The organism is Paenibacillus sp. 7541, from assembly GCF_002276395.1.
Classification (GTDB): domain Bacteria; phylum Bacillota; class Bacilli; order Paenibacillales; family Paenibacillaceae; genus Paenibacillus_AQ; species Paenibacillus_AQ campinasensis.
The window spans coordinates 36,795-60,432 of sequence record NZ_NQLZ01000040.1 but is presented as its reverse complement, the minus strand read 5'-3'; the positions used below and the strand labels follow the sequence as shown (position 1 = coordinate 60,432).

General features: G+C 55.7%; 19 protein-coding genes. 11 read left to right on the top strand and 8 right to left on the bottom strand.

The window, feature by feature from the left end; genetic code table 11:
• Window positions 1-146: 146 nt before the first annotated feature.
• From CHH75_RS21655 to CHH75_RS21645, 3 genes are all read right to left on the bottom strand, one after another.
• Entirely contained in the window at window positions 147-1,355 is a 1,209-nt protein-coding gene (locus CHH75_RS21655) for an acetyl-CoA C-acyltransferase (RefSeq protein WP_095399136.1), read from the bottom strand.
• Between the two features lie 143 nt (window positions 1,356-1,498).
• Window positions 1,499-3,937: a 3-hydroxyacyl-CoA dehydrogenase/enoyl-CoA hydratase family protein gene (locus CHH75_RS21650; RefSeq protein ID WP_095399135.1), complete on the bottom strand. Its 2,439-nt coding sequence runs from the start codon at window positions 3,935-3,937 to the stop codon at window positions 1,499-1,501.
• Window positions 3,934-6,114 (bottom strand): (Fe-S)-binding protein, encoded by a 2,181-nt coding sequence (locus tag CHH75_RS21645; protein WP_095399134.1) that lies wholly within the window; start codon window positions 6,112-6,114, stop codon window positions 3,934-3,936. The genes CHH75_RS21650 and CHH75_RS21645 overlap by 4 nt, the downstream gene beginning before the upstream one ends.
• Window positions 6,115-6,802: 688 nt before the next feature.
• Between CHH75_RS21645 and CHH75_RS21640 the strand changes: the two genes are divergently transcribed.
• The 10 genes from CHH75_RS21640 to CHH75_RS21595 all read left to right on the top strand — a co-directional run bounded on the left by CHH75_RS21640 (window position 6,803) and on the right by CHH75_RS21595 (window position 15,635).
• Window positions 6,803-7,393, top strand: a complete 591-nt coding sequence (locus CHH75_RS21640; RefSeq protein WP_095267756.1) for a fatty acid metabolism transcriptional regulator FadR — start codon at window positions 6,803-6,805, stop codon at window positions 7,391-7,393.
• A gap of 59 nt (window positions 7,394-7,452) precedes the next feature.
• Window positions 7,453-8,220 carry an electron transfer flavoprotein subunit beta/FixA family protein gene (locus tag CHH75_RS21635; RefSeq protein WP_095267755.1) on the top strand — a complete coding sequence of 256 codons (768 nt, stop codon included), beginning with the start codon at window positions 7,453-7,455 and terminating at the stop codon, window positions 8,218-8,220.
• 381 nt (window positions 8,221-8,601) lie between these two features.
• Window positions 8,602-9,579, top strand: a complete 978-nt coding sequence (locus CHH75_RS21630) for an electron transfer flavoprotein subunit alpha/FixB family protein (RefSeq protein ID WP_095267754.1) — start codon at window positions 8,602-8,604, stop codon at window positions 9,577-9,579.
• A 344-nt stretch (window positions 9,580-9,923) separates the two neighbouring features.
• Window positions 9,924-10,502 (top strand): LOG family protein, encoded by a 579-nt coding sequence (locus CHH75_RS21625; protein WP_095267753.1) that lies wholly within the window; start codon window positions 9,924-9,926, stop codon window positions 10,500-10,502.
• Between the two features lie 249 nt (window positions 10,503-10,751).
• A complete protein-coding gene (locus tag CHH75_RS21615) occupies window positions 10,752-11,513 on the top strand; it encodes a kanamycin nucleotidyltransferase C-terminal domain-containing protein (protein WP_095267751.1) in 762 nt (253 codons plus the stop codon).
• Between the two features lie 71 nt (window positions 11,514-11,584).
• Window positions 11,585-12,301: an alpha/beta hydrolase gene (locus tag CHH75_RS21610; RefSeq protein WP_369680158.1), complete on the top strand. Its 717-nt coding sequence runs from the start codon at window positions 11,585-11,587 to the stop codon at window positions 12,299-12,301.
• Between the two features lie 71 nt (window positions 12,302-12,372).
• Window positions 12,373-12,591: a hypothetical protein gene (locus CHH75_RS25575; protein WP_369680157.1), complete on the top strand. Its 219-nt coding sequence runs from the start codon at window positions 12,373-12,375 to the stop codon at window positions 12,589-12,591.
• Window positions 12,592-12,715: 124 nt separating this feature from the next.
• Window positions 12,716-13,768: a hypothetical protein gene (locus CHH75_RS21605; RefSeq protein WP_095399133.1), complete on the top strand. Its 1,053-nt coding sequence runs from the start codon at window positions 12,716-12,718 to the stop codon at window positions 13,766-13,768.
• A gap of 357 nt (window positions 13,769-14,125) precedes the next feature.
• Complete coding sequence (locus CHH75_RS21600; RefSeq protein WP_244908310.1) at window positions 14,126-14,785, top strand: RNA polymerase sigma factor; 660 nt, start codon at window positions 14,126-14,128, stop codon at window positions 14,783-14,785.
• A gap of 19 nt (window positions 14,786-14,804) precedes the next feature.
• Window positions 14,805-15,635: a DUF4367 domain-containing protein gene (locus CHH75_RS21595; RefSeq protein WP_095267748.1), complete on the top strand. Its 831-nt coding sequence runs from the start codon at window positions 14,805-14,807 to the stop codon at window positions 15,633-15,635.
• Window positions 15,636-15,777: 142 nt separating this feature from the next.
• Here CHH75_RS21595 and pdxA read toward each other — a convergent pair whose 3' ends face one another.
• The 3 genes from pdxA to CHH75_RS21580 are packed head-to-tail and all read right to left on the bottom strand — an operon-like array spanning window position 15,778 to window position 19,082.
• Window positions 15,778-16,779 carry a 4-hydroxythreonine-4-phosphate dehydrogenase PdxA gene (gene pdxA / locus CHH75_RS21590; RefSeq protein WP_095399132.1) on the bottom strand — a complete coding sequence of 334 codons (1,002 nt, stop codon included), beginning with the start codon at window positions 16,777-16,779 and terminating at the stop codon, window positions 15,778-15,780.
• Window positions 16,776-18,074 (bottom strand): four-carbon acid sugar kinase family protein, encoded by a 1,299-nt coding sequence (locus CHH75_RS21585; protein WP_244908309.1) that lies wholly within the window; start codon window positions 18,072-18,074, stop codon window positions 16,776-16,778. Before CHH75_RS21585 ends, pdxA begins: the two co-directional genes overlap by 4 nt.
• Before the next feature lie 18 nt (window positions 18,075-18,092).
• Window positions 18,093-19,082: a 2-keto-3-deoxygluconate permease gene (locus CHH75_RS21580; protein WP_095267745.1), complete on the bottom strand. Its 990-nt coding sequence runs from the start codon at window positions 19,080-19,082 to the stop codon at window positions 18,093-18,095.
• 522 nt (window positions 19,083-19,604) lie between these two features.
• Between CHH75_RS21580 and CHH75_RS21575 the strand changes: the two genes are divergently transcribed.
• Window positions 19,605-20,102, top strand: a complete 498-nt coding sequence (locus CHH75_RS21575; RefSeq protein ID WP_095267744.1) for a metallophosphoesterase family protein — start codon at window positions 19,605-19,607, stop codon at window positions 20,100-20,102.
• A 162-nt stretch (window positions 20,103-20,264) separates the two neighbouring features.
• On the opposite strand, the gene CHH75_RS21570 is transcribed toward CHH75_RS21575, so the two are convergent.
• Together CHH75_RS21570 and CHH75_RS21565 are read right to left on the bottom strand one after the other, a co-directional pair.
• Window positions 20,265-21,962 (bottom strand): sigma-54-dependent transcriptional regulator, encoded by a 1,698-nt coding sequence (locus tag CHH75_RS21570; RefSeq protein WP_095267743.1) that lies wholly within the window; start codon window positions 21,960-21,962, stop codon window positions 20,265-20,267.
• A 303-nt stretch (window positions 21,963-22,265) separates the two neighbouring features.
• The gene (locus CHH75_RS21565) at window positions 22,266-23,606 is read right to left on the bottom strand and encodes a glycoside hydrolase family 30 protein (RefSeq protein WP_095399131.1); all 1,341 of its coding nucleotides are present in this window, start codon (window positions 23,604-23,606) and stop codon (window positions 22,266-22,268) included.
• Window positions 23,607-23,638 lie beyond the last annotated feature (32 nt).

Genomic DNA, 23,638 nt, shown 5'->3' with positions numbered 1-23,638 from the left:
TACAACCAGCTGCCGAAGCGGCTGGAGTGCATCGGGGCGTTTCTACGCGAGACCGCGCTATCTTGGCCCACAGCATCACCCGCCCGCGCCGGGCCAAATCCAGCGGCCACGCCACGGTGCGAGCCGAGCGGCCCTCACCGGGCCAGCTAGGCTGGCTGCACGGCGTCGGCCTCGGCGGCGAACACCTCGAACACACCGGCTGCGCCCATGCCGCCGCCGATGCACATGCTCACGACGCCATAGCCGCCGCCGCGGCGGGCCAGCTCGGATACGAGGCTGACGGTAAGCTTGGCGCCGGTGCAGCCGAGGGGGTGGCCAAGCGCAATTGCGCCGCCGTTGACGTTGACTTTGCCCTCATCCAGCTCCAGCGCCTGAATAATGTGCAGGCATTGGGAAGCAAAGGCTTCGTTAATCTCGAACGCAGCCACCTGATCCAGATCAATTCCCGCCATGCGGAGCGCCTTCGGGATGGCTTCCACAGGCCCCACTCCCATAATTTCTGGCTCCACGCCCGCCAGGGCAAAGGACCGGAAGGCCGCCAGCGGCCTCAGGCCCAGCTCCTCCGCCTTCTCGCGGCTCATGACCGCCACCGCCGCAGCGCCGTCGCTCGTCTGCGATGCATTGCCCGCGGTCACCGTCCCGCCGAGGGCGAAGGCCGGCTTCAGCCGGGCGAGCACATCGGTGGAAGTGTCCGGGCGGACACCTTCATCCATACGGAAGGTGAAGCTCGTGGCGCGCGGCTTGCCGCGCTCATCGGCTGCCGTGAGCGTGACGTCGAGCGGCACAATTTCCGCTTCGAATTTGCCACTGGCGATGGCAGCTGCTGCCTTGCGATGGCTGCTTGCTGCGAAGGCATCCTGCGCTTCGCGGGTAATCCCGAACCGCCGCGCCACCTCCTCAGCGGTATGCCCCATAGCCATATACACCTCGGGCATATCCTCGACGATGCCCGGGTGCGGTGCCGGCTTGAAGCCGGTCATAGGCACATGGCTCATGCTTTCCACGCCACCGGCCACGATGACATCGGCATAGCCCAGCATAATCCGCTCGGCCGCAAAAGCGATGGCCTGCAGGCCCGATGAGCAAAAACGGTTCACCGTCATCGCCGGAACGGTAACCGGATAATTCGCATACAAGGAAATAATGCGGGCCACGTTAAGCCCCTGTTCACCCTCCGGCATGGCGCAGCCCAGAATAACATCATCCACGTCCTCTTTTTGCAGCCCAGGAGCACGCTCGATGACGGCTTCCAGAACCGCCTTGCCAAGGTCCTCCACCCTCGTCTGGGCCAGGCTTCCCTTCTTGGCCCTGCCGACCGGCGTGCGGGCCAGTGATACGATGACCGCTTCTCTCATGCCATTCACCTCAACTTGAATTGTTGGATTGCCACACTCACTGGTTTTTTCGATAACGACCAGACTGGCCGCGATCAGCTCATACCGGTTGCCGAATCTCTCATTTGACGGCCCGCCCGCCAGGACCGGGCCCAGCCAATTCCCTAATTCCGCAGCGGCTTGCCCTTGGCCAGCATGTGCTGCATACGCTGCTGCGTCTTGACCTCGCCCAGCAGGCTCAGGAACGCCTCACGCTCCAGGTCGAGCAGATGCTGTTCGCTCACGACCGTTCCGGCAGGCACATCGCCGCCGGTGAGCACATGGGCGAGCTTCTTCGCGATCAGATAGTCATGATCGCTAATATAACCGCCCTGCTTGAGCGAGAGCGCGCCCATCTGGAGCACCGCCCGGCCATCGCGGCCCGTGACGCGGATGCGGCCCGGATCACGCGGCGCATATCCGGCGCGATCCATCTCCAGCACAGCCTGCTTCGATTCATAGATACGATAGTCCTGATTCATGACCACCGTATCCCCCGGCCGGCCATACCCCATCCGGATCGCGTCAGGCCCGCTTGTCGATGTTTTTGCCATCGCAATCATTTCAAAGACGCGATTGATCGCCGGCTGCAGATCGGCCTCCGGGTCCGGATGGCTGTCGCTGATCATCAGCGCCAGCTCCTTGCAGCCGCCGCCCGCCGGAATGAGGCCGACCCCTGTCTCGACCAGGCCGAAATACGTCTCAGCCGAGAAGATGATCCGGTCTGCCGGCAGGCAGGCTTCCACGCCCCCGCCCAGGGTCATCCGGTGCGGCGCGGCGACCACCGGCTTTTCCAGCTGCTTTAGCTTCATCATGCTGCCCTGGAACAGATGGATAATGTCATCCACCTCATCCCAATCTCCGCTCTGGGCCTCCATCAGCATCAGCATCAGATTTGCGCCCACACAGAAGTTGCGGCCTTCATTGGCTATGACCAGCCCGCGGTAATTGGCGCGCACCTCGTCCACGCTCTGTTGGATCATGACAAGAATGTCCGCTCCGATGGCATTGTTGGGTGAAGTGAATTCAAGACAAGCCACCTCATCCCCGAGGTCGATCAAATTGGCCCCGCTGTTGGCGCGAATGATGCGGTTTTGCTGTTTTAACAAGCTAAGCGATATCCGCTCCGGCTCTGTTTCAACACCGCGATAAGCTCCTTTATGATAGTGGAACAGCTGGCCCTCCTCCGTTTTGTAGAACGAGCGGTTTCCGGACGCAATCCATTCCTTCACCCATGCCGGCACCGTCAAGCCCTCGGCTTCCATCCGCTGCACCGACGCCGGCAGTCCGATCAGATCCCAGGTCTCGAACGGGCCCAGCTCCCAGTTGAAGCCCCATTTCATGGCATTATCGACATCCTGGACTGAATCGGCGATTTCGCCAAGCTTCTCGGCCGCGTAGACCAGCACCTGCTTCAGCACATGCCAGGCCAGCTCCGAATATCGGTCCGGGGTGCTGAGGAAGGCTTTGACCTTCTTCCGGGCCCCCTTTACGGCCTTGGCCGCTTCGAGCGATCCCGAGCTCACTTTGGCCACCGGATGATATTCCATGGAGTCCAGGTGAAGGGACAGAATCTGGCTCCCTTGCTCACCCTTGATTTTTTTGTAAAATCCCTGACCGGACTTCTCCCCGATCCAGCCCCGGGCGACAAGCTGCTCCATGACATGCGGAACCGCGAAGACCTCGCGCTCCTTCCCGGCTGGCGCCTGATCGTAGACGTTGCGGGCAACATGGCCGAAAGTGTCGATGCCCACAAGATCAAGCGTGCGGAAGGTCGCGCTCTTCGGCCGCCCCAGCACCGGTCCGGTCGCCGCATCCACCTCCTCGACCGTGTATCCGCCCCGGATCATTTCCTGCAGCGTCACGAGCAGGCCGTATGTGCCAATCCGGTTGGCGATGAAGTTTGGTGTATCCTTCGCCACCACCACCCCTTTGCCTAGACGCTTGGTACAGAACTGGACCATAAACGCTGTGATCTCAGGGTCGGTATCATAACCCGGAATAATCTCCAGCAGCTTCATATGCCTTGGCGGATTGAAGAAATGCGTTCCGAGAAAATGGCGCCGGAACTCCTCGCTGCAATCCTCGGCCATCGCATTTACGGAAATACCGGACGTGTTGGTACTGACGATTGCCCCTTCCTTGCGAACCGATTCGATCTGCTTCAGGATGCTTTTCTTAATATCCAGGCGCTCCGTGACGACCTCGATGATCCAATCGGCGTCCCTCAGCTGCGCCAGATGATCCTCCGTATTGCCAGGTGTAATTCTGGCGGCATCATCCGCCCGATACAGCGGTGCCGTGCTCGATTTCGGCAGAGCAGCTACAGCTTTTGCAGCCAGCCGGTTTCGGACCTGAGGATGCTCCAGTGTCAGGCCCTTCTGTTCCTCTTCGGGCGTCAGTGACGTTGGCACAATGTCGAGCAGCAGGCATGGAATGCCTGCATTAGCCAGATGGGCAGCGATGCCCGCTCCCATTACCCCGGAGCCGATCACGGCTGCTTTAGCGATGGTCCGGGTGGTCACCCCGGCACCCGCGGGCGTTCTTGCGATGGTTTTGTTCATTGCACGACAACCTCCTGTTCTTGAGTTTGAGACAGACCAAAGACCGATTCCTCCAAAATCTCCGCGATATCCCGCGTTCTGACGTGCTCCTCAACCTCCTTCAGCTTCGTGCCGTCCTCCAGCATCGTCAGACAGTAGGGGCAGGCGGAGCTGATCATCGTTGGCGATACGGCCAGCGCCTGCTCGGTTCGGGCCAGATTGACCCGCTTGCCCTCGTCTTCCTCCATCCACATCCGGCCGCCTCCCGCGCCGCAGCACATGCCGTTCTCCCGGCTGCGCGCCATCTCCAGCAGTTCTACGCCAGGAATCGCGCGCAGCACATTGCGGGGCTGATCGTACACATCGTTGTAGCGCCCAAGGTAGCAGGAATCGTGGTATGTGATTTTTTCCCGGACCGGATGTGTTGGCACCAGTCGACCTTCCTTCAGCAGCTGATCCAGCAGCTCCGTGTGATGAATTACCTCGGCTTCCAGCCCGAAATCGGGGTATTCGTTCTTGAATATATTGAAGGTGTGAGGACAGGCGGTAACGATTTTGGTCACGTTGTATTTGCGGAAGATCTCGATGTTCTCATGACACAATTGCTGAAACAGAAACTCGTTGCCGAGCCGGCGCGGCGTATCGCCGGAGTTCTTCTCCTCATTGCCGAGGATGGCGAAGTTGACATTTGCTTCGTTCATGAGCCGGACGAAGGCGCGGGTGATTTTGCGGCTGCGGTTATCGTAGGAGCCCATCGAGCCGACAAAGAACAGCACCTCAAAATCCGGGTTGTCCTTGACGGTGGGGATGCTCAAGTCCATCGTTCCTTCCGGATCGATCTCCTGCACCCATTTGCTCCGTTCCGAGCGGCTGATTCCCCACGGATTGCCCTGGCGCTCGATGTTCTGCATCGCCCGCTGGCCCTCCTGCGGCACGCTGCCCTCCATGAGGACGAGATGGCGGCGAAGGTCGACGATTTTGTCAACATGCTCGTTCGCCACAGGACACTGATCCTCACAATTCCGGCAAGTTGTACAGGCCCATATTTCCTCCTCGGTCATGACCTCCCCGATCAGCTGGACATCCCTCGGGCTTACACCTTCCACTTGATGCCAGGCGCGCTGCTGCACGGCCATCGTCGGCCCGATGTCTGTCATCCCCTGCCCCTTCCAGCCGACAAGCGCCAGATCCGTGGCAGCCATGCGGTGGACGCCCGGGGAACCGAATATGGCCTGCGGCATCCACGGGGATTTGGAGGTGAGGGCTGCGCCCTTTTCCGTAAGGTGATCGCGGAGTTTTACAATCATGTGCATCGGGGACAGCAGTTTACCGGTACTGGAAGCCGGGCAGACGCTGGTGCATCTCCCGCATTCCACGCAGGCGTATAGATCAAGCAGCTGTTTTTGCGTAAAATCCTCAATCGTGCCCGTGCCGAACGACTCTGCCTCCTCATCCTCCAGATCCAGCTTGCTGAGCTTGCCCGGAGGATCGGTGCGGCGGACCAGAATGTTGACTGGCGCGGTAATGAGATGAAAATGCTTCGACTGAGGTACGTACACCAGAAACGAGAGCAGAATCAGCAGATGAACCCACCAGAACCCATAATAAGCAGCCGCAACAGCCGCCTCCGGCATCCAGGCGAACCCGGCGGCAATGCTCGAAGATACCGGGGCCAAGGCCGACCACGGATGCCCTTCATGCAATCGCTCAAAAGCCATCGTCAGCAGCACCGACACCATCAGCGAGGTGATAAAATAGACCACAATGCTCGGCTTCCACCCCCGTTTCAGCCGTTTCAGCTTCTCGCCATAGCGGCGGTAGGCGGCATATCCGATGGCTGCCAGAATGAGCACCACGGTGATCTCCTGCATCAGAATAAAAGCTTCGTACCCCGGAATCGGCAGCGCATGCCCGCTTAATCCTTTCCAGATGATGTCCAGCGCCCCGAATTGCAAAATAATAAATCCATAAAACACAATGAAGTGCATGACCCCGCTCCTGCGGTCTTTCAACAGCTTGCTCTGGCCGAACACCTGAATGGCAAACTGGGACAGACGCGCTTTCAGCTCCCTTGTCAGCCGAACTGGCTTTCCCAGCCGAATGTACAAGTACCGGCGGTAAACAACGGCGGCAAACATATAGACCGCCCAGCCCGTAATTCCGACAAAGAGCAGGGCGTTGATCCATTGCAGTAACATAGCTTCTCAGCTCCTTGCGTTAATTTCCCCCTCTGCTTCACCTGAGTGTGAACGGTTGAATGGTTTTACTGATCAATAGACATGGTGCAGGTGCTGTTGTTCCGGTTGTCATCGGCATTTCACTCCTTCCGGCGTGTGCGGGATGTCCAATATTGTCACAACCACCATATTAAGCGCTTACATACGAGGAGCATGATTAGACCTTCCATGATCGCCCTGTGCGGTACCTGCGATGTCAGCTAAACGTCTGTCCTAGCGGAGTACGGATACTGCATGCTGCTTGCTGTTTGCTGAGCTCTCTGCCGGAGCACCATTCACAACGTGCTTAAAATGCTGCGTACTTCTACTGTGCGCCGTTGTACTGAGTGCTGAGTACTGAGTGCTGAGTCCTAATGCTAGGCTGAGCCTGGGCACGGATTTCCGTACTCGTTGCTGTTCCGGGCTGCCGTCACCGTTTCCGACTCCTCTCGCTGCCGAGCTCAGCAGTACACTGCCATCTTGTATTGCGATATGAAGGCCTATGTTATTCGATCCCAGAGGATGCCTGCTGCTCCATTTACGCCCGCTTGATCCTGGTTGGGCACAACCCGCCGTTGACAATGACCTGAACGTATTTTATGATGGAAAGCAAGAAATGAATGAGTATTCATTCATAATTTTAACTGTATTCTAACACCGGGGTGAACATATGACAAGTAAAAAAAATGAGAAGTACCACATGATCCTCCAGGGCGCCCTGAAAGTATTCGCCGAGAATGGCTACCATCGCTCACAGGTTTCCAAGATCGCCAAGGCCGCCGGTGTCGCAGACGGCACCATCTATCTGTATTTCAAACGGAAAGAGGATATTCTGATCCGCCTGTTCCAGGAGAAGCTCGGCGAGCTGGTCGGAAAGTTCCACGCCAGCGTGGAAGGAACATCCGGCGCAGTCGAGGCGCTTCGGACCGTGTGCAGCATTCACTTCTCGGAGCTGGAGAGCAATCCCGAGCTGGCTTACGTGACACAGATCGAGCTCCGGCAGAGCGACCTGGAGCTGCGCAAGGAAATTGGCAGTGCCTTGAAGCCATATATTGTGTTGATCGAGAATATTTTGGAACAGGGCATTCGGGAGCAGACCTTTCGTTCTGACCTGAACGTCAAGCTGGTGCGCAACCTCATTTTCGGTGCGATGGACGAAGCGGTAACCTCCTGGCTCATATCGGGACGCAAGTATTCCCTGTCCGAGCAGGTGGAGGAGACGCTGGAGTTTTTTCTGAATGGTGTGTCCAGCAGGAAATAACGCACGGCCTGCTGATTTTCATATTGATGAAGGCACCACTCGAAAGGAGAGCTGAACCGATGAAGATTGTTGTTCTGCTGAAACAAACGTTTGATACGGAGGAGAGAATTGAGATCGATAACGGATCTATTGCCGAAGACGGTGTCAAATTCGTCATCAACCCGTACGACGAGTATGCCGTGGAAGAAGCCGTCAAGCTTCGTGATGAAGCTGGCGGCAGCGTAACGCTCCTCTCCGTCGGGCCCGATCGGACGGTAGAGGCATTGCGAACCGCGCTGGCCATGGGTGCGGACGATGCCGTCCTGATCTCCGATGCGCGCATCCCCGATGACGAGCATGCGGTATCGAAAGTGCTCCATGCCTACCTGGCAACAGCCGCACCGGACCTGATCCTCGGCGGCAACTTCTCGGTGGACCGCGGCTCGGGCCAGGTGGCAATCCGGCTGGCACAGCTGCTCGGATTCGCTCATGCCGGCTCGATCACCAAGCTTGCGATCCGCGGCACGACCGCCGAGGTGCACCGGGACGCCGAGGGCGATCTGGAGGTGCTGGAGGTTCAGCTGCCTGCGGTCTTTACCGCCCAGCAGGGCCTGAACGAGCCGCGCTATCCGTCCTTGCCCGGCATTATGAAAGCGAAGAAGAAGCCGCTGCAGACGCTTACGCTGGATGACCTCGGCCTGTCTGAGGACGATGTCCTCCCAGCTACACGGCGCAGCGACCTGTCGCTTCCGCCGGAGCGAAGCGCCGGCCGTATGCTGAAAGGCGAGCCGGCTGAGGTTGCGCGCGAGCTGGTCACCCTGCTGCGGACACAATCCAAGGTGATCTAGGGAGGACAGCGGGGTCTACACGCTAGCGCGGTTGTCTTTTTACCCGCTTATCCACGTATCCGCTGCCTGCTTGCCGGACCCTAATTCACTCATCCAGCAGCTTGCTTGTAGGGATCGCTGCTATTCTTGCTGGCTTATGCGCCATCTGGCAGCAACTGTTCACACGCAATTGCAATTGTATGCGGTTACATCTCTTGAGCCAGCTATCCTTTGTTTGGCTGTGTACTCTGATTGTATGGCCTACGGGATGTCCGTCATGCACGCTTTTCACCATGCTTTCACCCGCCCTCACGCCAGCCTGCCGCTTGTTTCACTGCTTCAAGATGTGGCATGGGGAAACGGTCTTTTCCAATCTCGATAGGAACCTAAGGAGGTAATGTGATGAGCAAAACGATATTGGTATATGCGGAGAACCGCGACGGGAAGCTGCGTCAGGTCGCGCTGGAAACGCTGGGAGCTGCCCGCCGGATCGCCGCAGACGGAGACAGCATCCGCCTCGTGGTCATCGGCTCGAATGTCACGGAGGCCGTGACCGCGCTGAAGCCGTATGGCGCGGAGACCATATACACCGTGGAGCATGACGACCTGGAGCACTATAATCCGGACGCCTATGTCGCTGCCATAGCTGCTGTGCTGAACGAAGCCAAGCCGGATGCCGTGCTGTTCGGGCACACGGCGATTGGCCGCGATCTAGCCCCGCTCATAGCGGCGTCGCTTGGCGCAGGCCAAATCTCGGATGTCACCACCATCGAAAGCGAGGACGGTCAGGTGGTGTTCACGCGCCCGCTCTATGCTGGCAAGGCCTTTGAGAAGCGCGTGTTCGAGAACGGCCCCTGGGTCGTCACCGTTCGCCCGAACAACATTCCACCAGCCGAACCGTCCGGCAGCGGCGACCCTGCGATTGAGGACGTGGCATACCCCACACCCTCCCTTCGCGCCGTAATCAAGGAGGTCGTCCGGAACACCACAGGCACAATCGACCTCTCCGAAGCCAAGGTTGTCGTCTCGGGCGGCCGGGGCGTAAAGAGCGCGGAAGGCTTCAAGCCGCTGGAGGAGCTGGCCGACCTGCTTGGCGGAGCCGTTGGCGCTTCCCGCGGCGCATGCGATGCCGGATACTGTGATTATGCTCTTCAAATCGGCCAGACAGGCAAAGTGGTAACGCCAGAAATTTATATCGCCTGCGGCATCAGCGGGGCCATCCAGCACTTGGCCGGCATGAGCCAATCGCGGGTCATTATCGCGATTAACAAAGATCCCGAAGCGCCGATCTTCAAGGTGGCCGATTACGGCATCGTCGGCGACCTGTTCGACATCGTGCCGCTGCTGACCGAGGAATTCCGCAAGGTGCTGGTGTCTTAGTCAGCCCGCTGTCTATTCCCACACCTGACGATTTCCTCCCGGATACGGCCGGGCGTTGTATGATCGACTGCGCCCCACTGTCATTATGCGCATAGGCAACTCATAAAGGGCAGCTCCCGTATATCCGATGTGGCCGCGGATGTCGGGGGCTGTCTCTCGTTGTGATGTCATAAATTTTACATATAGAGGGAATCTTCTAGCAAGAGGTTTAACATAAGGCGAGTAGTATAATAACAGGGCTATCCTAGTATGAAGGGGCAGATACTGACCTTATCATGACATATTTTTCTATATATTGTATAATCATTCAGTGATATCACAACATCTTGTTAGGAGTGGCTTATTTGAAATCGATATGTGTATTTGCAGGTTCCAATCCGGGCGAGCACCCGGATTATAAAGCAACAGCAGCTGAGCTTGGCGAGCTGATTGCCCGCCGCGGATACCGGCTCGTGTACGGCGGATCGCGCGTCGGATTGATGGGGGAGGTTGCCAACACGGTTCTTGCCCTTGGCGGTGAAGTGATCGGTGTCATGCCCCGGGGGCTGTTCCGGGGGGAAATCGTACATAACGGCTTGACCCAGCTTATCGAAGTGGAAGATATGCATGAGCGCAAGGCCACGATGGGCAAATATGCGGACGGATTCATCGCCCTTCCCGGCGGCTTCGGCACCTATGAAGAGCTGTTCGAGGTATTATGCTGGTCCCAAATCGGGATTCATCATAAGCCGATCGGACTGCTGAATGTCCGCGGCTATTATGAGCCGCTGATGAATCTTATCCAATACAGCATTACAGAAGGCTTCGTCAATGCCTCGCATTTAAATCTCATCAACATATCCGAAGACCCTTTGAAACTGCTGGAGTTGATGAAGAGCTACACGCCCCCAACGCTGGATATGAAATGGAAGGAGCTTGACTAAACGAAGAGGTCCCTATCGGGGCCTCTCGACATTTCAAACGGACAGGAAGCGAGCCAACTATCCTCAAGCTCGCACACGCACGGTTCAGCAACACCATCGTTACTCCGGCCCCCAAGTGTCAAGAATCCCGCTAGCGGAAACGACTCATGCTCCAAAACCCGGCTTATCTCGTAGGCCTGTGACCATTTTTTAAGGTATAATCGGACTATAACTTTCATAACTGAACAACCTTAAAAGGAGAGTCATCCTATGCTGCCTTACCCTGCCGCTACGACGAGAGAAGCTAAGATGGAAATCATTGATCGCGTAACACAACGGCTGCTTGATCTATACGGAGACGATATTCTGGCCATTGGCCTGTACGGCTCGGTCGCGCAAGGAATTGACGGGCCTTATTCTGACATTGAACTTCGTGTGATCACGAAGGACGGGGTCTCCCTTCCCGGCCACGAATTTATCTATCATCCATTCAAAATCGAAATCGGCATGAAGCAGAAGCACGAGGCATGGCGATCCGCTTCAGCGGTCGACGATGCGTGGGCCATCAAGGCCGGCGCTTATGTTCACCTGCAGGCCCTTTATGATCCGCAGCATCTGCTGGACGAGCTTCGCGCGCTGCCGCTGCAAGCCTCCGATGAAGCCATCCGGGATGTGATGCGAGAGTTCATGATTTGGGAAGCGTATGAAACGATGGGCAAAATCCGCAACAGCAAGCAAGCGGGCAACTACAGCTACCTCCCCCTCGGGGCCAAGGATCTGGCCTGGCAAAGCGCCAAGCTGATCGGCCTCGCGAACAGAGCCTTCTACAATACGAGAGCACGGACATTCGAGGAGTCGCTTCAGATGCCGTCAAGGCCTGCCGGATACGAGGAACTGGTCGAGCTTGTGATGAGCGGGCAGCTGCATGATGCGGAGCTGGTATATGCACGCTGCGAACAGATATGGACAGGACTGAACGAGTGGTATGAAGAGCTCGGTATCGAATACAGGGTGAAGGAGCTTCCTTTTTAACCCCCCATGCAACTGAGCGTCATCGGAACCCGTACATAGCCAATATAATATATAAAAGAGGTTAGTCACCCATGCTATCAGCCATTATCATTTTGTGTACGATCATGTTCATCCTTGTGGCCGCGAGCTTTTACTTCTATCAAGTTGGCGTTGCCCGCGCGGAGAAGGACTTTCTGGAAGGAAACCCGGACCTTGCGGCGAATGCAGATGTCGAGGACCCCTTCGCGGGCAGCAAGGAATGGTGGAGCGCGCAGCGCTTCGAGAGCTGGAGTCAGGTCTCCGAGGATGGACTGAAGCTCCATGCATACTACCTGCCGGCGAAGACGGGCACCGACAGAACCGTCATTCTTGCCCACGGGTACTCGGGCCATGCTGAACAGATGAGCAGCTTTGCCCAAATCTATCATGAGGATTTCGGCTACAACGTGCTGTTGCCCGATGCCCGGGGGCACGGCCTGAGCGAAGGCCATTACATCGGCTTTGGCTGGCCGGAACGAAAGGATATCGTCAAGTGGATTCGGCTGGTCATGGAGCGAACCGGAGCGAATGCACAGATCGTCCTGCACGGGGTGTCGATGGGCGCGGCGACCGTTATGATGGCCAGCGGCGAGCCGCTCCCGCCGAATGTCAAAGCGATCATCGAAGACTGCGGATACACTTCCGTCCGAGATCAGCTGCGCTATCAGCTGAAAAGAATGTACCGGCTGCCTGCATTCCCTCTCCTTCAGACGACCAGCCTGCTTACCAAGCTGAGGGCCGGGTACTTCTTCGGGGAGGCCTCCGCCTGACTCAGGTTCGGCAGTCCAAGACGCCGATCCTGTTCATCCACGGCAGCGGTGACCTGTTCGTCCCTGTCGATATGGGTTATGAATTATATGAGAACGGACCGGCGGAGAAGCGGCTGTTCATCGTACCGGATGCCGGTCATGCGAAGGCGCTGTCGTTCGATCCGGAAGGGTACCAACGAGAGATCGCCGAATTCCTTTCAGCCTATGTATCCACTCGCCCGCAAGAAGCTGAGGAGGCAGGCAATAACTCCCGCAAGCATGCCGTGCAGGTTCAGGGCGCGGGCAGCTAAGTACAGCACTAGATTTCCAAACCAATCCGTTACGCAGCTAGGGACAGCGCATAGGTTTCAACCTCAGACAAGGGCCTCTGTCATCATCAGCAGGCCAAGTCACACGGTTAGAGGAGGGAGAACGATGAATATCGGATCCGCAAGAGCCGCAGCAGCCGACTGGGTCATGCGCTATGCCGCAGGGAGCCCTGGATATGTGGGCGCTTATTTCAGCGGTTCTACCGTAGGTAAGCCGGATCATGACGAGCTTGCCCCGGCATCGGACATCGATGTGGTGATTGTCACCGATGAGGACAGTCCGAGGCTCAAGCCGGGAAAGCTGATTCACCAGGATGCGCTGCTGGAGGTGACCTATATGCCGTGGGAGAGCCTCGGCACACCGGAACGGGTTCTTGGTTCATATCATCTTGCAGGCAGCTTCCGGGTCGATTCTTTAATCTCCGATCCGTCAGGCCGGCTCCGCCGACTACAATCCGAGGTATCCCGTCAATTCGCCGATCGCACCTGGGTTGTCCGCCGCTGTGAGCATGTGCGGCAGCGAATCGTCGACGGCCTTCGCACCATAAACCCTGCATCTGCCTGGCATGAGCAGGTGACATCATGGCTGTTTCCGACCGGTGTCACGACCCATATGCTGCTCGTGGCGGCCTTACGCAACCCAACTGTCAGGCTTCGCTACACTGCCGTTCACGATGTGCTGAAGCAATACGGACAGCCGGATCTGTACGAGGAGCTGCTGCAGCTTCTCGGATGTGCACAGATGACGCCGGAGCAGGCATCGGGGCATCTGGACGGCTTGGCTCGTACCTTCGATGCTGCTGCCAAGGTTGCCAGCACCCCTTTCTTCTTCAGCAGCGACATCACGGCTGCGGCCAGACGTGTAGCCATTGACGGCAGCCAGGCGTTAATTCAGAGCGGCAGCCACCGGGAGGCTGTGTTCTGGATGACGGCCACCTATGCGCGCTGCCACTTCATTCTGGCAGCAGATGCCCCGCCGGAGATGCAGCAGAAATACCTGCCGCTATTTGAGGATCTGACCCGCGACCTCGGTCTGTCTTCAAGCAACAATCTGCATGAGCGGGCCGCCGATGTGCTTCGTTATTTGCCGAAGCTCTGGAAGATCACGATGGCGATTGTGGATGCCAACCCGGAAGTGAAGGGCAGCGGCCGCCTGTAGCGATTTCGTCCGGGTATTGATGATCGGTAGCATGAACGATCGGCAGATACCTGAGATCACACGCGGCCTACGAGCCTCTGGCACTCGTAGTTTCCCGATTCAACAAGCACCTTAACCCCGTGATTCCCTATCACATAGAAAGAAACAAGCAGCCTCCCGACTACATGCCGGGAGGCTGCTTTGTGATGTTCGCTGCAGCACCAGGTATGCAATACGTGTCGTTGTCGCGAATCCTTCGGCACAGGCAACCTGCTTCTTCCCCTTATACTAGGACTTAAAATAGCCGAACGCATGTCACATTAGGCAGGCGATCATTCGTAGTAATACATGACTAGCGATTATAGGAGGTGAAACATTGTGGATGATCATCCATTGTCCCGGATCGTGGCGGACGTGCTTGGAGGAAAAGTTGATCAATATGAGATCATTATGCGCAAATACCAACGGAGCATTTTTCAATACTGTTATCATATGCTCGGGAACTATGCGGAAGCGGAGGATTGCAGTCAGGAGGTGTTTCTGAAGGCATATCGCTCCTTGAAAGCTTACAAGCAGGACATGCCGTTTGAAGCCTGGCTGTACACCATCGCAGGCAATCAATGCATTGACGTGCTCCGCAAACGGAAACTTTCACGCTACCTGCCCTTTCTGTATCAGAAAGACCAAGACAACACCCCTATCGATCAGCACATTGACGCCAAGTACTATCATCACTCCGTCGTTCAGGCGATGTCCAAGCTGTCGCCCGAGGAGCGAAGCCTGTTGATATTGCGATGTGTTGAAGAGAAGAGTTACCAAGAAATCAGCCTCATTATGCAGAAGAACAGCGCCAGCTTACGAAAGAAATATGAACGGTGCGCGGCTAAATTCCGCAAGTATTATACCCAGGTGAAAGGAGAAAAAAAGTCCCATGAAGATACCCAGCGATCAGGAACTGAGAAACATCATCCAGCAGGCTTCCCCGCCAGAGCCCGACTTCACCCGTCAGGTCATGAACAAGCTCCAGACCGGGCATAAACCTAAGGAGAGATTTTATATGAAATATAAAGTGGGGTTGCTGGCCCTTGCAGGCATGCTGCTTACGGCTTCTACCGGCTTTGCGGCGATTCAGTACTATACGCTGCAGAATGAAAAAGGCGAGACGGTATACGAAGAGAAGAATGCGCAAGATTTCCCTGAGAGACCTCAGGTGACCGAGGAAGAGTATAAACGGGTTCATATCTCCAACAAGGTATGGACAGATGAGATTGGACCAGGGGAAGCCGCCGCGATCTATGTTGTTCCCCATAATCCCGATCAGAAAATCGATATACGTGCAAATCCGCTTGACGTCAATAATTTAGCCGATCTTCGTTCCATGATTAAAGACCCTTCGGTCACCATACCGGATGAGCTGACAGGCAGCTATACGTTTGAGACGGGCAGTATTCAAATGTTCATGCAGAACGATATAACCCCGTTGACGGAAGAGGAACGAACAACGATCGCCAAACAGCTTCACGAAGAAGCCGTCGCCTCAGGCAAAGACTATGCCACGATGCCTGTCCCGCTGGCGGATACGTTCTGGAGAGTGACCAGCACCTACAAGAAAGGGGATCTCGGGGTTGATCTCCGGGTAGTCAACCTCGGTCCAGACGGTACGCTCACAACGTATTGGAATGATGAGACGCAAGTAACCAAGAAGAAATTGAATATCAACCAGGTGGAAGTTATCCAGACAAACTGGTTGTCATCGAACTCAGTATCTCTCGATTGGGTTGCGGAACTGCCGGACGGAACAAGACATGCCTATACCTTGGCCACACTGGATCAGCAGGTTACCGAGGACGAATTGATTCAGATCGCTGAAGCCTATATCAGAAAATGATCCCCTGATTACAAAAAAAGAAGCAGTCTCCGCTTGCTAACCGCAAGCCCTGGAGAACTGCTTCTTTATTATGTTGCAGAACAAGCCTTATGTCCCGCTCGCGTGCCGGTCATGCACACCCGAGCATCGCAGGCGTTTCCATTCACTTCGGAGCAAGCTCCGCAGCCTGGCGAAGCGCCTCCATCAGACTCTTCTCGTCCGCAATTCCCTTGCCGGCGATGTCAAATGCCGTACCGTGGTCCACACTCGTGCGGATAATCGGCAGGCCTACTGTAATGTTAACCCCTGCATCAAGGCCAAGCACCTTGACCGGTCCGTGCCCCTGGTCGTGATACATCGCGACCACGATATCGAAATCGCCGCGCACCGTCCGGAAGAAGAGTGTATCCGCAGGCAGCGGTCCTACGACGTTAATGCCCTCGGACTGTGCTTTCTCAACACCCGGAATAACCTTCTCTTCCTCTTCTCCGTAGCCGAACAGCCCATTCTCGCCCGCATGCGGGTTGATGCCGCATACCGCGATTTTCGGTTGCTGGATGCCCGCTTTTTGCAGCGTATCATGCGCAAGCTTGATCACATGGTAGACCCGCTCGGGGTGAATCATTTTCACCGCATCGATCAGTCCGACGTGCGTGGTGACATGGATGACCTTCAAATTCGGTGCCGACAGCATCATGGAGAAATCCTGCGTGCCGGTCAGATCCGCCAAAATCTCGGTATGGCCCGGATATTTATGGCCTCCCTTGTGCAGCGCTTCCTTGTTCAGCGGAGCCGTGCAGATCGCCTGAATCTTATTGTCCTTCGCTAGCGTAATCGCCGTCTCCAAATATTTAAATGCAGCATGTCCCGCCTCTGCGGACACCTGTCCTACCGGAAGATCTGCAGGCAGCAGATCCAGATCCAGCACATGGACTGTCCCTTGCTGATAGGATACCTGATCCAGCTGATCCACTGTGATGGTCTCAATGTTCAGCTCACTGCCTACGAACGCTTTGGCCCGCTCGAGAATTTTGCGGTCACCGATGACGAGCGGATTGCTGATCTGATACATTTCTTCATAACTCAAGCTTTTCAAAATAATTTCAGGACCCACGCCAGCCGCATCGCCCATCGTAATCCCGATCACGGGTTTATGGTTGCTCATACTCTCACCTTTTTCTGTTTTGTCATATATTTCAATGCATCCACCAAGGATTCATCATTTCCGAACCCGCCGGCCTTCGTAATCGCCCAGTAGCTTCCGCTCTCTCCATGAAGCCTTCCGAACGGCAGCCCCGGCTCCACTTCGGAGTACAGCTGCATCTCCCCGGATTCCAGCTCCGTGCAGACCGCTTTGGCCGTATCACCGCCGGTTAAGATCAGACCCTCGATCTCACCGGACGCCTTCAGCAGCGCTTTCGTAATCTGTCCAAGCCCGCTGGATATCGCTTCACTTACTTCATTCAGGGACAGGCCAAGCTCCGCCCCGACCTCTCTGCCAAGCACACGATTGCTTTCCGAGGCATCGACATACAGGACATAATAGTCCTTATCCGAATGGTTCAGCATCTCTTCAACATACGAAGCTGACGAACCGTTCTGCCGAATCAGCTCCTCCGGACTCACTTCCATGAAATGCGCCTGTTCCATCTCCTTCACCCGCTGAAGCTGGCCTCTTGTCGTCTGGGACAAGCTGCCGGACACAACAAGCGTCTTCTTCGTCAAGGCAACCTCTTCGTCTCCGCTGCCTGCTGGCGACAGCTGCAGCGCTTCCGGCAAATATTCTATCAATCCGGCCGAACCGGTCCACAGGATCTGTTTGTCCAGCTTGGCGAAGAAGGATGCGATCGCCACCAGCTCCTCCTCCGACTGGCTGTCGCAGACGAACCAGGTGTTGCCGTTCTCCAGCTCCGCTGTCACTCGGGCCCGGAGTTCACTTTCCGGCAAGCGCAGCATATCCGAGTCTATCAGACTTACCTTGCGATCGGCATCCGCCTGAAGCAGCTTCGGAATGTAGCTTTCCTGAACCGGCGTCTTCGGATCCCTCGCAAATTCCGTTTCTGTAATCAGCACGCCGCCGACATAATGATGTCCGTTCACCGTGGTGCGGTTCATCTTGGGAAAAGCGGGCGCAATCAGCACCAGATCCGGCTGGAACACCTGCTCCACCGCCAGCAGCTCTGCCGCCATGTTACCGCGAAGCGTGGAGTCCACCTTCTTGTATATATGCCGGGAGCCCCGATCCTTCAGGAAACGGGCGGCGCCAAGCGCCGCTTCATAGGCTTCCTCCCGGCTGCGGGCCCGGCTGTCCGTATCGACGACCAGCACATCGGAGACGGCGTCGGCCTTGGCATGACGGTAGTCAAAGACAACCGTCGAGCTCAGGCCCTTCTTCGCCAACTGTACACCCGAATCGTTGGCTCCCGTTAAATCATCTGCAATAATTCCGATTTGATTCATCACTGTTGATCACACCTTTTATGAGTCGGTCTCGGCTGTCTTAGCCTCAAATGAATACCCCTTCTTCTCCAGTCGTTTCACCAAAAATCCGACATAAATCGGCAGCAATATCGCCGAAGTAACCACCGATGCCGCAACCTGTACCGTCGCAATATCGGTGAACGCCGCGAAGGACGCGTTCGCTACCGCAATCGCCGCAGGCGTCGCTACCGCATTTCCTGCCGTCGAGCCTTCCGCTGCGCCGACAATCGGATTCCATTTCAGCGCCTTAAACACGAAGTAACCTGCAGTACCTGTTACGAATACAGTCAACAGACCCAGAATAATACCGGACAACCCGCCTTCGACAATCGCACCAAAATCAATGCCCATACCAAGCGCGAATGCAAAGAATGGAATCAGCATCGAGCTTCCTTTGTCCAGGAACTTGCGCATCTCTTCATCCAGATTCCCCAGCACCATACCGACAATAATCGGCAGCAGCACGGAGATGAAGGAAACGAAGGAGAACATTCCGTCCACAAAGCCCATCGCACCAAAGATCGACAAAGCTACCATCGTCAGAAACGGTCCGTCATTCAGCGCCAGCAGCGAGTATGCTGCACGGTCTTCCTTATTGCCATACTGACCGACCAGCGCCACGAACAATCCGCCGTTACTGTTGGTCATTGCCGCAATGACAGCGATCGGCGCAAGTCCGAGCCATAAGCCATTGTCTCCTGCGAACATATACGCGATGAGACCGAATATCGCACCGACAGCCCATTTGGTCACGAGCAGTGTGGCACCTTTTCCTACAGATACACCGAACGACTTCACATTAATCTGCGCTCCTGTGCAGAGCAAGAACAGGGCAATCAACGCGCTCGCACCGTTAACAAACAAAGCCTCGGTAAAATTCCCGATACGAAGCAGATCTGGAGCTAATGTATTGATCGTTGCTGCAATTAGCAACGGAACAACCATCATACCTCCAGGAATTCGTTCTAACGTCGCTTTAATCTTCATTATATTAACACTCCCCCACATATTGTTTCAATATGAAACACTTTTTCATTAGTTGAAATCGTTTACAGGGATTATTGTAAATGCTTACTTAAAATTTTGCAACATATTTTAAAATAATCGTTGCAATTTTAAACACTCGAATGTGCGAGATGTCCTAGACGGTATGATACCTGATGCAATTCACGCGTATATGCTTGGTAAGCGAAACGGGTATAATATTTTGTATGGCGATATCCCTACCTTCCACTTTGCATGATTATCCCTTTCGTTCAGGAGACGGCCGAGAGGAACCCAGAGAAAAGAAAAGGCTAGAGCTAGAAACGGACGAATATAGATCGAGAAGAAATGAGCATTCCCTGGCAAAGCCCTTCTCCTTCCTAACCTGATCAAAGGGGATACGGTGGCAAGCGTTCGAAAAGCAAGCCTCAACAAGCAGCTGTGCGCAGATCTGCCCGGAACTGATTTTCGCCTTTCGCAAAGGCGGAGTGATTGACATTACTAGTTGAAAGGAGATCATCAACTATGAAAATCATCGTGATTTCCGACACGCATCTGCCCATCCGAGCCCGCAGTCTTCCAGAACCTCTCCTCAAAGTATTGCCCGGAGCTGACCTGATTCTGCATGCCGGTGACTGGTCCGACTGGAGCGTCTATGAGCTGCTTAGCCGCTACGCTCCCGTAGCCGGAGTTGCCGGCAATACCGATCCGCCCGTGATCCGGGAGAAGCTCGGCCTGACCCGCATTGTAGAAGCCGATACATACCGGATCGGGCTCGTGCATGGCCATATCGGCTCGCGTTCAACCGAGCAGAATGCCCGCAGCGCGTTTGATCAGCAGCCCGTGGACGCCATCGTGTTCGGCCACTCCCATATCCCGGTACACAAAAGGGTCGACGGCATACTCCTGTTCAACCCCGGCTCGCCCACGGACCGCCGGCGGCAGCCGAAGTTCTCCTTCGGCATTCTGACGACCGATAACGGGCAGCTGCAGGCAAGGCATGTGTTCTTTGACCGCAAGTAAACAGGCGGCTTCATGTTGGCGGCATTTGGTGTAATGACGGCTGCCGCACGATGATCATCATCCGATCGATCAACGCAACAGTACCGGCTCATGCCGCGGGAGAGGCCCGGCAAGGAGGCCAACTGCCGCATGGGCCACCATACAAAAAAAAGAAAGCTGAGCTTACTGCTTCAGCTTTCTCCATAACGTCGAGCGGTTAATCCCGAGCCTCTCCGCAACCCGCGTCTGATTGTCATTCTCTTCCTTCATAATGGCGTGGATGATCCGCTTTTCAATCTCATCAAGCGTTCCCTGCAGGAATTCCCGGGATTCGGGCACTTCTGCCTGCGCCGGTTTCTTCGCGAGCAGCCCGGCAATTTTCGCCTTGCCGATCACATACCCCTTCTCCCCGGTAACGGCATCCTTGAGCAGCGCCTTCAGCTCATCCACATTCCCCGGCCAGTGATACGCCTCCAGCAGCGCCAGCGCCTCCTCCTTGATCTTAATGGGCGAAGTGCCCAGCGTTCCGTGGAAGGCGGCAATGTAATAGGTCGCCAGCGGCCTGATATCCTCCTTGCGCTCCTGCAGGGAGGGAATATGCACGCGGACACTTCGTTCATCGAACAGAAGCGGCCGGTAGGCCGGCGTTTCCTGTTCCAGTGCGAGCACATAAGTCCGGTGAGGATCATGCTGAGCTCCGAGCACCGACACCAGTCTGGATATGTCCTCAGGCGACAATTCATCCAGACCGTTGATATAGACCGTTCTTACATCCGGATCCACGGCGTCCATCGCATCCAGCACATGCCGGGCCGTCAGATGCGCATAAAGCCCTTCCCCGGCATGCTTCTTATAATGGATATACTGCGATAGCAGCCGTTTCCCAGTTCCCGCTTCCCCGATCAGCACGAGACAGGTGCTGGACAGGTGACGCGCGATACCATCCAGTGTCTCACTCATCGATGGGCTCTTCGCCACAATCATCGGAAGCTGAGACACCGCCTCGATTCGCTCCCCGCTCAGGCCGGCGCGCTCCCGCAGCTCGGAGAAGGTGTACAGATCATACACTTGGCCCCGAACGACCTTCCGCACCCGCTTCTGCTTCAGCTTGCCTTGAGGTACCTCCCGGATTTCGGTGGCGCCCTGCGTTTCCGAATCCTGAAGGCCGCCGCCTCGCAGCTCGCTGACCGGAACGGGACATGCTGCAAAATCCGTCCAATGCTCGTATACCACTTGCCCTTGCGGGCCCAGCACGACAAAGTTCGAGGCTGTTTCCTGAAGCAGCGCATGCAGCAACGAAATTTCCTGCTGCTTGCTCTGATACAAGCGATAAGTGGATTTCACCTTCATGAACGCCTCGAATATCGCTTCGCGCCCGGACTGGATAAGAATGCCCTCCAGACTGTATCTCGCCGCTGCCTCGATCGTAACGACATCGCCCATGATCAGCTCATAACCGTTCATTTTCAGGTCTTTGACCAGCTCGTCCACTTCCTGCGCCTTCTCGATGGTAAACACCTCTACCCCGATGTCCAGCACGTCGGTAATCGCTTTGGCCCCCAGCGTAATGTTGGAGAAGCCAACAATCGCTTTTTTGCCTGGAAAATCATTGGCCAAGGTCAGCACCCGCAGCATATCGTACCCGGAAACATGCACATCAATGACCGGAATGCCTACCTCGGCTTCAATCAGCTTCGCCGTACCGCCCCGGCTAATAATGACATCATAGCCTTGACGCTCACCTTCCTTCGCAACCGGAATCGCTTCCTGCAGGTTGCCAAGCTCAATATGAATGTCCAGATCCTGCTCCTCCTGCTGACATTCCTCAATCAGCGGAATCATTGCCGGATAAGGAGCTATAAACAATGTTTTAATCGTCATGATATATCCACCTATAAATTCATTAGACCTATTCCTTTATTCTAACGTTTCCGCCGCAAATAACCAACTGACCTTGTGAAAACGAAAAGGAGATTTCCAGAAAGTGATATGCTCCCCATACGGTAGACAGGTGAAATAATAAGACCTATTTTCCGGAAGGGGCCTCCGCCTCGCTGCATTCCTCCAATAGCAGGCACACAAAAAAGGCTGGACGGATAACTTTACGTTTTTTCGCCCAACCTTTTTATTTTAGAGACTTATTGGAATCAGACAGCTCCGACGATCATCCTTAAACGCCAGGAGTCAGGCGGTGCAGAAGGTAAGCGCACTCTTCGCCTCCATGCTGAAGCGCAGGCATTCCTCGCCTCTCACCTGCAGCGTCACGTTCTCGGCCTTATCGCTGTCGTTAAACAGGACGACCGCTACCGACCCGTCGGTGTTCTTGAAAGCGACGGATCGCACGAGTTCACCGCTGGTGGAAGCCACACGCACCGCTTTCGGGCGGATGCATTTGCTGAAATGAGCCAGGGCGTAATAATCCAGCGTATAGGTCAGATCCTTCGTTTGCTGATTGACCGTTACGATCCCGCGGCATGTGCTCGTTCCGAACCCGGGCACGGTTGGGCCATTCTGCTCATCCAGCGCCATATTCCATAACACCAAGGATTTGCTGTAGTTCCGCAAAATTTCGATTCCCGTGCGCATCACGTTGGAGAAGGCCTGCTCGAACGGCGGAATCCACTCCCCACCGGACCCTTCTGTGAAATGCACCTCTTTGTCCGGGAAGGCTTCATACACCTGGGTCTGCGCTGAAGGTTTACCGCCATACCAATGCCAGGCCACACCGTCCACCTCTTCCCCCGCCTGCTCCAGCACTTCCAGCGGGTATTCCGGCTTATCCCAGTTATGATCATAGCAAAGGATCTTGGTGTGGATTCCATGCGCCCGGAACCGCGGCTTCAGATGATGCTTGATGAAATCCGCCTGCGCTGCCGGCAGCATAATCATCCCCGGATAGTGGCCCGGGGAATACAGCGCCTCGTTCTGCGGGGTAATCGCGTAGATCGACAGACCATGCTCCGCATAACCCTGAATATAGTGTACAAAATAATCCGCATACACCGAATAATATTCCTGCTTCAGCTCCCCGCCAATCATGGAGCCGCTCGTTTTCATCCAGCCAGGCGGACTCCATGGCGAAGCCATTAGCTTCAGGTCCGGATTCAGCTTCATCGCCTCTTGCAGCAGCGGAATGATGTCCGCTTCGTCATGCTCGATGGAGAATTGCTTCAGCTCCAGGTCTGTTTCCCCAGCAGGCAGATCATTATAACTGTAGAAATCGCGGGCATAATCTGAGGCGCCCATCGGGTTGCGCAGAACGGACAGGCCGATGCCTTGCTTGGCATCAAACAGCTTGACCATAAGCTCTGCCCGCTGCTTTGAATCGAGCACCTGATGGATCAGGTAAGCTGCGGAGTCCGTGAAGGACGCGCCGAAGCCATCCATTTCCTGATAGGTCTGCGCTTCGTCCACAGCGACCGTATGGGACTGTTCACCGGAAGCTTGGGGAGGAAGCTCATCCCTTGTCTTTTGTATGAACAGTTCATTCTCCCCGCTTGATTGATAGATGACGGTATCCAACATGTCATTCCCTCCAGATGTAATTTACTTCCTAT